Annotated in this window: 10 protein-coding genes and 1 pseudogene; 3 read left to right on the plus strand and 8 right to left on the minus strand. The window is 44.8% G+C overall.

Translation table 11 applies throughout. The features are described 5' to 3' along the window. Together ACP45E_RS04835 and ACP45E_RS04840 are read left to right on the plus strand one after the other, a co-directional pair. Positions 1-377 (plus strand): annotated as a pseudogene (locus ACP45E_RS04835) (chemotaxis protein); the annotation flags it as partial. Beyond that, positions 355-1,095: an MBL fold metallo-hydrolase gene (locus ACP45E_RS04840; RefSeq protein ID WP_017034759.1), complete on the plus strand. Its 741-nt coding sequence runs from the start codon at positions 355-357 to the stop codon at positions 1,093-1,095. The pseudogene ACP45E_RS04835 and the gene ACP45E_RS04840, both read left to right, overlap by 23 nt. A gap of 73 nt (positions 1,096-1,168) precedes the next feature. Here ACP45E_RS04840 and aroG read toward each other — a convergent pair whose 3' ends face one another. The 5 genes from aroG to ACP45E_RS04865 all read right to left on the minus strand — a co-directional run bounded on the left by aroG (position 1,169) and on the right by ACP45E_RS04865 (position 5,911). After that, on the minus strand, positions 1,169-2,221 hold the full coding sequence (aroG, locus tag ACP45E_RS04845) for a 3-deoxy-7-phosphoheptulonate synthase AroG (protein WP_017034760.1): 1,053 nt from the start codon (positions 2,219-2,221) through the stop codon (positions 1,169-1,171). A gap of 223 nt (positions 2,222-2,444) precedes the next feature. Beyond that, positions 2,445-3,371 (minus strand): heme o synthase, encoded by a 927-nt coding sequence (gene cyoE, locus ACP45E_RS04850; protein ID WP_017037590.1) that lies wholly within the window; start codon positions 3,369-3,371, stop codon positions 2,445-2,447. Then, a complete protein-coding gene (locus tag ACP45E_RS04855; RefSeq protein ID WP_017037589.1) occupies positions 3,364-4,380 on the minus strand; it encodes a COX15/CtaA family protein in 1,017 nt (338 codons plus the stop codon). The genes cyoE and ACP45E_RS04855 overlap by 8 nt, the downstream gene beginning before the upstream one ends. 101 nt (positions 4,381-4,481) lie before the next feature. Next, the gene (locus tag ACP45E_RS04860) at positions 4,482-5,030 is read right to left on the minus strand and encodes a hypothetical protein (protein WP_017034763.1); all 549 of its coding nucleotides are present in this window, start codon (positions 5,028-5,030) and stop codon (positions 4,482-4,484) included. Next, on the minus strand, positions 5,027-5,911 hold the full coding sequence (locus ACP45E_RS04865) for an SURF1 family protein (RefSeq protein WP_241824271.1): 885 nt from the start codon (positions 5,909-5,911) through the stop codon (positions 5,027-5,029). The genes ACP45E_RS04860 and ACP45E_RS04865 overlap by 4 nt, the downstream gene beginning before the upstream one ends. Before the next feature lie 22 nt (positions 5,912-5,933). Between ACP45E_RS04865 and ACP45E_RS04870 the strand changes: the two genes are divergently transcribed. Next, positions 5,934-6,215, plus strand: coding sequence for a DUF2909 family protein (locus ACP45E_RS04870; protein WP_017034765.1), 282 nt, complete (start codon positions 5,934-5,936; stop codon positions 6,213-6,215). Between the two features lie 60 nt (positions 6,216-6,275). Here the strand turns inward: ACP45E_RS04870 and ACP45E_RS04875 are convergent, their stop codons facing one another. The 3 genes from ACP45E_RS04875 to ACP45E_RS04885 all read right to left on the minus strand — a co-directional run. Then, complete coding sequence (locus ACP45E_RS04875; protein WP_017037587.1) at positions 6,276-7,160, minus strand: cytochrome c oxidase subunit 3; 885 nt, start codon at positions 7,158-7,160, stop codon at positions 6,276-6,278. After that, on the minus strand, positions 7,157-7,792 hold the full coding sequence (locus ACP45E_RS04880; RefSeq protein ID WP_017037586.1) for a cytochrome c oxidase assembly protein: 636 nt from the start codon (positions 7,790-7,792) through the stop codon (positions 7,157-7,159). The genes ACP45E_RS04875 and ACP45E_RS04880 overlap by 4 nt, the downstream gene beginning before the upstream one ends. After that, positions 7,792-8,179: cbb3-type cytochrome c oxidase subunit I (locus tag ACP45E_RS04885; protein ID WP_198927687.1), on the minus strand; the 388-nt coding region annotated here is incomplete at its 5' end. The genes ACP45E_RS04885 and ACP45E_RS04880, both read right to left, overlap by 1 nt.

Genomic DNA, 8,179 nt, shown 5'->3' on the forward strand with positions numbered 1-8,179 from the left:
ACCGCTCTTCCGATCTTGATCGGTTTGAATGGGTGTATTTAAAAAATCCCGACGCACAATACCTCCGCACATTGGATATCGCGAGAGACAATAACCTCTCGGAATATTCAGAGATCAGTCATCGTTTTTATTCTGAAGCCAAAAGCCTTCATGACATGCTGCAAACACTGTATGACGAATTGCGGATCGCACAAATAATTTCCACCATGTTGAGTGTTGAGGCTTCTCAGGCTGATGAAAAATACCAAGCTCAACTCAATACTATCGCCGAGAGCGTGACTGAACTTGCTGAAGCGATTCAAAAGCATGTTTTACAATCCCTTAAACTCTTTTCTCTTTTTGCCAGGGTGAACTATGCAATCAAAAGTACTGTATGAAAAAGGACAACATCGATGGGTTGTTTTTGCTCGAGATCCAGATAAACCAGATAAAATTGTTGATACGAACCAGTACATGATCGTTAACCGTGATCAGGCGATATTACTTGATCCTGGCGGTATTGAGCTATTTTCAGCCATGCTGGGTTGCGTAGTCAAAGAAGTGCCCATTGAACACATCGTGCATTTGTTTGCCTCCCATCAAGATCCCGATATTATTTCTTCTCTCGGTTTATGGGATAAAGCTTTACCCTCGGCCACCTTGCATACTCCTTGGTTGTGGGAATCTTTTATTCGGCATTTCGGTATGGAGTCTATTACCTTTTCAGGCATTGCCGATAATGGGGGGAAAGTGCTTCTTTCCGGACAGGAAATTCAATTCATACCGGCTCACTATATGCATTCATCCGGTAATTTTTCAGTCTACGATCCGGAAGCAAAGATACTCATGTCTGGTGATATTGGTGCCGCAATGGATCAACCTGACGCGCCATTTTTTGTTGAGGACTTTAACGACCACATTCCAAAAATGGAGTACTTTCACAAGCGATGGATGCCTTCAAACCGTGCCAAACGAGATTGGATTGAAAGAGTCAGTAAATTGGATATCGATATGATGTGCCCGCAGCACGGCGGGATTTTCCAAGGGGATGATGTGAAGCGATTTCTTGACTGGTTAGATGCGTTAGATGTCGGCATTGCGATTAACTCAAATTAATCAATTAACCAATTGTGATACAAAAAAAAATGGCTTTCAGATGAAAGCCATTTACTCATTTTGTTGACTCAGTCTAAGCGTTACGACGAGCTTCGACTGCATCAGCCAGTTGGCGTAATACTTTTTCAGTGTCATCCCAACCAATACATGCGTCTGTGATCGATTGACCATAAGCCAGCGGCTGACCTTCCACTAAATCTTGGCGGCCTTCGACAAGGTGAGATTCAATCATCACACCGAAGATAGCGTTTTCGCCACCCGCAATTTGGTTCGCTACGTCGTCAGAAACCACCATTTGACGCTGGTACTGTTTAGAGCTATTCGCGTGACTAAAGTCGATCATCACTTTCTCTGGTAGGCCAGAAGCAGACAACTCTTGTTTAATAATACCAACATGGTCAGCACTAAAGTTCGGCTCTTTACCACCACGTAGAATGATATGACAATCTGGGTTACCACTGGTTTCAATGATTGCAGAGTGCCCAAATTTAGTCACAGATAAGAAATGGTGAGAGGCACTTGCGGAACGAATCGCATCCGTCGCTATTTTGATATTACCATCGGTACCATTTTTAAAACCGACTGGACAAGAGAGACCAGAAGACAGCTCACGGTGGACTTGAGATTCGGTCGTGCGAGCACCGATGGCTCCCCAACTTATAAGGTCACCCACATATTGTGGCGAGATCATATCGAGAAACTCACTCGCTGTCGGCATGCCCATATCAGTCAGGTCTAGCAACAGTTTACGCGCTGTACGTAGCCCATCATTGATCTTGAATGTGTCATTCAAGTATGGGTCGTTGATTAAGCCTTTCCAACCAACGGTTGTACGTGGTTTTTCAAAGTAAACACGCATCACGACTTCTAGGCGGTCACCTAATTCGTCACGCAGTACTTTTAATCGCTTACCGTATTCAATCGCCGCTTCTGTGTCATGAATTGAGCAAGGGCCAACGATCACTAATAAACGGTCATCTTTATCTTGTAGGATATTTGAAATCGCTTCACGAGATTGGAACGTAGTCGAAGAGGCTGTTTCAGTTGCTGGAAACTTCTCTAAAACAGCAACGGGTGGTAATAGTTCTTTTACTTTGTTAATTCTTACATCATCAGTCTGAAACATTGCGTACTACTTCCTATTTGTCTAACTTCCGAGTTTATCGGTACCAAATACAATACAGGGACTCGGTGAATCATTTCCTGTTGCTTGTAACTTATCGACTAAGTAGAAAAAGTTCAATCATTAATTTAAACAAAAGGCAATATTTCCTGTATATTTACACTTTAACCCTTTCGTACACTTTAGTTTACATTTGACTCATTGCTTGCTCATCATTGACTAAACGCTAGACGAGGTAGTGATCGATCAACAGCGCTGCAAACAAAACCATCAGATGATAGATAGAAAACTTAAACGTCTGCATCGCTTGCCCACTGTTATCCGCGAATTTCAGTTTCCATGCCGATTGAATGAAACCGGCACTTAACGCTAATGAAACGGTGAGATAAATGACACCACTCATTCCCACTAACACAGGCAACATACAAACAAGCGCGAGCAACACGGTATAAAGCAGAATCGACGTTTTGGTGTACTCAACGCCATGAGTGACAGGTAACATAGGGATATCAGCACGAGCGTAATCGTCTTTTCTATGTATCGCCAAAGCCCAAAAATGTGGCGGTGTCCATATGAAGATAATCATCACTAGTAACCAAGCGTTCGCGTGTAATTCACCCGTGATTGCCGTCCAACCTAATAACGGTGGCATTGCTCCGGCTATCCCAGCAATAACAATATTCTGTGGTGTCGCTCGTTTTAAATACAAGGTATATACAACGGCATAACCGATTAAGCTCGCAAACGTTAACCATGCGGTTAAACTATTCACCATGGCGTATAACAATGTAAAACCAACGATACCCAGTGATAAAGCAAACAGGAAAACACGCACTGCGGCCACTTCTCCGGAAGGCAAAGGGCGTTTAAAAGTTCGAGCCATGATGGCATCGATTCTTCTATCTATTAGGTGATTAAATGCGGCGGCGGCGCTGGCCATCAAACCAATACCAATCAGCCCAAACAGAGTTGGCTGCCACGGCAAATGACTGGTCGTCGATAAGCACATTCCCACCACTGCAGTTAATAGCATCAAGGCGATCACTTTGGGCTTGGTTAATGCGAGATAGACTTTCCATTTCGGTTTAGACTTCAGTTTCGATCTTGGTCGAGATTGGACACTTTCCTCTATGACCATTTGTGATTTATTCATGAACACTCTCCTTGCCGAACTCTATTTCCCTATTAGGCTGCCAAAGTAAAAAATTGGTATGCAATACCGCTAACACTAATAGTGCCGCCCCTAAATTATGGGCAACCGCAATGCCGAGTGGCAGATAAAGCAGAACATTACTCACCCCAAGAGCCACTTGCAGCATCAATACCAATAGTAGTCTCCAGCCTACTCCACTAAGCTGAGGTTCTGCGCTCGCAATGCATCGAGCAGCCAAATAAATGACGACGAGAGCGGTAATGATGGCACCGATTCGATGTGACACATGAATTGTCATCCTAGCGCTGTAATCCAGAACACCAAACTCATAATTGGAGTGGCCAGCTTGGAACAAATCAAAAGCAGAATAGAAATTGAGCTGTTCGATCCAGTTACCTTCACAAATAGGTAGGCTGCTACACATCAATGCGGCATAGTTTGAGGAAGTCCACCCACCTAACATGACTTGTAAGACGACCACAATGAAAGCGAATAATGCAGCGGCTCTCAGTGAAGGAGGAATCATCGTATGATTGATCGGTTCACGCTGTCGATTCAATCGCCACGCGATCATCGATAATAAGGCCAATACGGAAAATCCACCGATTAAATGCGCCATCACCACAATGGGCAATAGTTTTAGCGTGACTGTCCACATCCCTAACAAAGCTTGAAAGATAGTAACCACGCTCAATGTAATGGGTAGCGTTGGTGTCATTGATTTTTGACGGATACACAAGGCGGTTATAGCAAAAATGATCAGACCTAATGTCCCCGCTAAATAGCGATGAATCATTTCTAACCACGCTTTTTGGGGTTCAACCGCTCGCTCTGGAAATGCGCTGTTCGCCTCTGAAATTTCTTGTCCGCTTGGCACTAGAATCTGCCCATAACATCCTGGCCAATCTGGACAACCTAATCCAGCATCCGCCAAACGTGTATAGGCTCCCATCCCAATGACAAAAATCGACAAAACTATTGCGGTTCGAACTAACACCATCAATTTCATACACATTCCTTGTTGCTACTTGTTCCTTGTTTCTACAAGAAAGACATGGCTTATTTTCTCTTTACTTAAGTTCTCAAGACTTAACTGCTCAGGTGCTCAACTTAACCAACTCGAGATAATTTGAGTAGCTTTCTAAAGTCTGCGAGTAATCCTTTACTCTGATCCACCAGATCGCCTTCATTGACGGCTTTCGGGTATCGAATGACCAGCTGACCTAGTGGGTCAACGATGACGGTTTCAAACTCGCCCACACGCTCAGAAAAAGCTTCCGTCACTTCAATAGATCGATAATGAAAGTCTTTCACCGCATTGGTATCACTTCGCTGTGTCAATAAAAGTACGGGTTCGACTCGCTCTTTGTATTGGCCGAGGGCGATATAGCTTTGGCCCAAAAGATGGAGTTGTTTTTCGCAGAATGTGTCGCATACCTCGGGAACGGCATAGGCCAGTTGCCAACTTTGTTGCTCTAGTGGGTTATCCGTACCCAATTGACTGAATGTTGTCGAAGGCTCGATTAACACCCCTTGGTTAGTGACACCGGGTTCATACCAATGGTTTGCTAGAATCAACTTGGCACTGATCACTGGTATCGCAAAAACAAAAATAAGCGATAACAATAAAAGTCGGCCCCGCCAAACAGTATTTTTCATATCTTTTCCTTATGACGACGATTATTTTCTGCTAAGCCCGTATTTTCTGTTAACCCCTTATCCTCTACTAAGCCATTAGTTTCTAAAGCATAGTCCATATTTTTTGAGCCATCTTGGTTAACGTCCAAAACCGGGTAATTCGCATCGACATCATGGCCTTGTCTCTTTATTTTTTTCACTGCGCGCACCAGTACATAACCACTTAATAGCGCAAAAACCAGCGCCATTGAAAACCACTGAACCGCGTACCCAAAGTGCTTAGCTGAACGCATAGGGACAGGCTGCCAGGGTTGTTGATAAGGCCAGCCATCTTGCTGAGGTTGAAAGACAAACGGCTCTAATGTGAGGCCCAGTTCACGAGAAAGCTCGGGGATGTTGAGGTTTTGAATCCGCAATGGATTGGTCATTTCTAAGCCAAGATCGCTGCTTAATGGATTGATCGACTTTTGGTACAAACGCCCTTCCATCGTCTGTGGCTCATCTATCCATGTCACATTTGGAAGTTGTGACCGCTGCTTTAAACCTGCCACAAAGCCTCGTTCAAGCAGAAAAAACCGTTGATCACCGTCAGACACCACCTGATACGCAAGATACCCAACTTTCCCCTCAAAGGTTTGGTTGTCTAACAGCACTGTCGCGACATCGCTCAACGGGAGTGGAGTGACATCCACTGAGACTTTAACCCCAGTCAATGAGTGCAGGTCAAAGCGGCTCACCGCTAAATCTAAAGAAATCGGAGGCGCATCAAGTCGTTGCGACAATTCAGATTCGACTTGCTGCTTATCCTCACCCCGCGACAACTGCCAAAAACCCAGTTTGACCAAAGCAGAAAAGACAACCACAGTTAACAACATACCAAACCAAAAACGTATTGAACTCAATAACGTCCTTAAAGGCCAAACTATGTCGTTTCTCTTTAAAGTCATTTTGATCCTGCTTCTGCTGTTTATCGTTATCAATCTCGCTATCGCGTTAGTCAGAATGGTGAGAGCTCCCTCTTCAGAACAAAGTTCTTGTTCAGAGCAAAGTCCTGACTCAGAGCACTCTACTTCTTCCCAAAAAGGCACCCAGCGATCCATGAGCTATTACCTGGGCCGACGGGTGATGATTTCAGCTTTCGTCGTCATCCTTATTCTCATTGCGCTGATGGGAGGTTTCATAGAACCTAATTCTCGTCCTTATTAATGGCACTCTTAGAGGACATAGCCAGATGACATAGCTAGATGACATAGCTAGATGACATAGCTAGATGACATAAACGAAAATAAACAAACTCAGCCACACTACGTCAACAAAGTGCCAGTACCAACTCCCCGCTTGAAAAGCGAAATGGTCGTGGGGTGTGAAGTGATCTTTTGCAATCCTCCCTAGAAGCACCACCAAGAAAAGGGTCCCGAGGAAAACATGCAAACCATGAAAGCCGGTTAATAAAAAGAACGTATTGCCATAAATACCCGACGACAGCGTGAGCCCCATATCCTGATAAGCGTGGCTGTATTCAACCATTTGGTAATATAAGAAGAAGCCAGCCAGGACAATCGTCAGCTCTAACCAGACGATTAAAGCCATGCGTTTATTGGTTTCAAGGCTAATGTGTGCCATATGCAAAGTAATGGAAGAAAGCAGCAACAAAATGGTGTTAACAAGAGGTATTCCCTGCCATGGCATCGCTTGAGTGGTTTCTCCTCCAGGCGTCAACTCCAAAGGCCACATAGCCTCAAAGGCGGGCCATAAAACCTCGTGAGTCATGGCATTGTTACCCGCCCCACCGATCCAAGGAACCGATATCATTCGGGCATAAAACAACGCACCAAAAAACGCACCAAAAAACATCACCTCAGAAAAAATAAACCAACTCATTCCTTGTCGAAATGAACGATCTATTTGATCGGAATAAAGACCAGACAGTGACTCCGATACAACATTGGCAAACCAACCTGCAAGTATCGCGAGTAGCACCACAAATCCGATAGATAACACAATCCGACCAAAAGTACTTCCAGCGCCTTGGGATTCTAAGTTCTGTACCGTTAACCCAGCGCCTACCGCGACGAGAAACAACGCGACGGCGGCGAGAATAGGCCAACTACTGTGCGCAGGAACATAATAATGTTGATGTTTAGAACTCATGGTTTGCTCCTTGCAATACGTATTTCATCCGCCTGTATCGCCCCGGTCTGTATCGCCAATGTTGGGCTGATTTTCTCAACATCTGTGATGTCGTATAAAGAATAGGACAAGGTTAATGTATGAATGGAATTTGGAATATCGGGTTCAATGTAGAAAATAAGTGGCATTTCCGCTTTTTCACTGGCTGCCAGCGGCTGTTGATTGAAGCAGAAACACTCGATTTTATTAAAATACGCAGCGCCAAGGCCCGGAGAAACAGAAGGCACCGCTTGGCCAACAAGTGCCGTGTCCGATTCGTTGTACGCGATATAAGCCGTTTGTATCACCTGCCCAGGATGAACATCCATCACGGTTTGCTTAGGCGCAAATTGCCAAGGCATGCCCTGATTAATATGGACCATAAACTCCACACGAACGGTTCGAGATGTATCAGGCTCCATTCCCTTTGGTTGTATGGCTGAGCTCGTATTGGTCTTGCCATTGATACCCAATGTGTCACACATCACGTCATAAATAGGCACCAATGCAAAACCAAATCCAAACATGGCCACCACCGCGAACAGCAGTTTTATCGTGAGTTTTTTATGAGGTTTACTGGGTTGATTTTTTGCATTCATTGCACTCAACTCCATTAATCCACTTTAGGTGGCGTGGTGAACGTGTGATGTGGCGCAGGGCTAGGCACTGTCCATTCGAGCCCTTCTGCGCGATCCCAAGGCTTCGCCGGCGCTTTCTTTCCACCACGGATACATTTGATCACGACCCATAAAAAAATCAGTTGCGAAAACCCAAAGATGAACCCACCAATTGAGACGATTTGGTTGACATCGGAAAACTGGATGGCGTAATCAGGAATACGCCTTGGCATACCGGCCAAACCCAAGAAGTGCATAGGGAAGAAGAGAATATTCACCGAGATAACAGAGCACCAAAAGTGCAGCAGGCCGAGTTTTTCATCGTACATATTGCCGGTCCATTTCGGAAGCCAATAGTACGCGGCGGCCATAATTGAAAAGACC

Origin of the sequence: Vibrio genomosp. F10 str. 9ZD137 (assembly GCF_049974785.1) — a bacterium.
Taxonomy (GTDB): Bacteria; Pseudomonadota; Gammaproteobacteria; order Enterobacterales; family Vibrionaceae; genus Vibrio.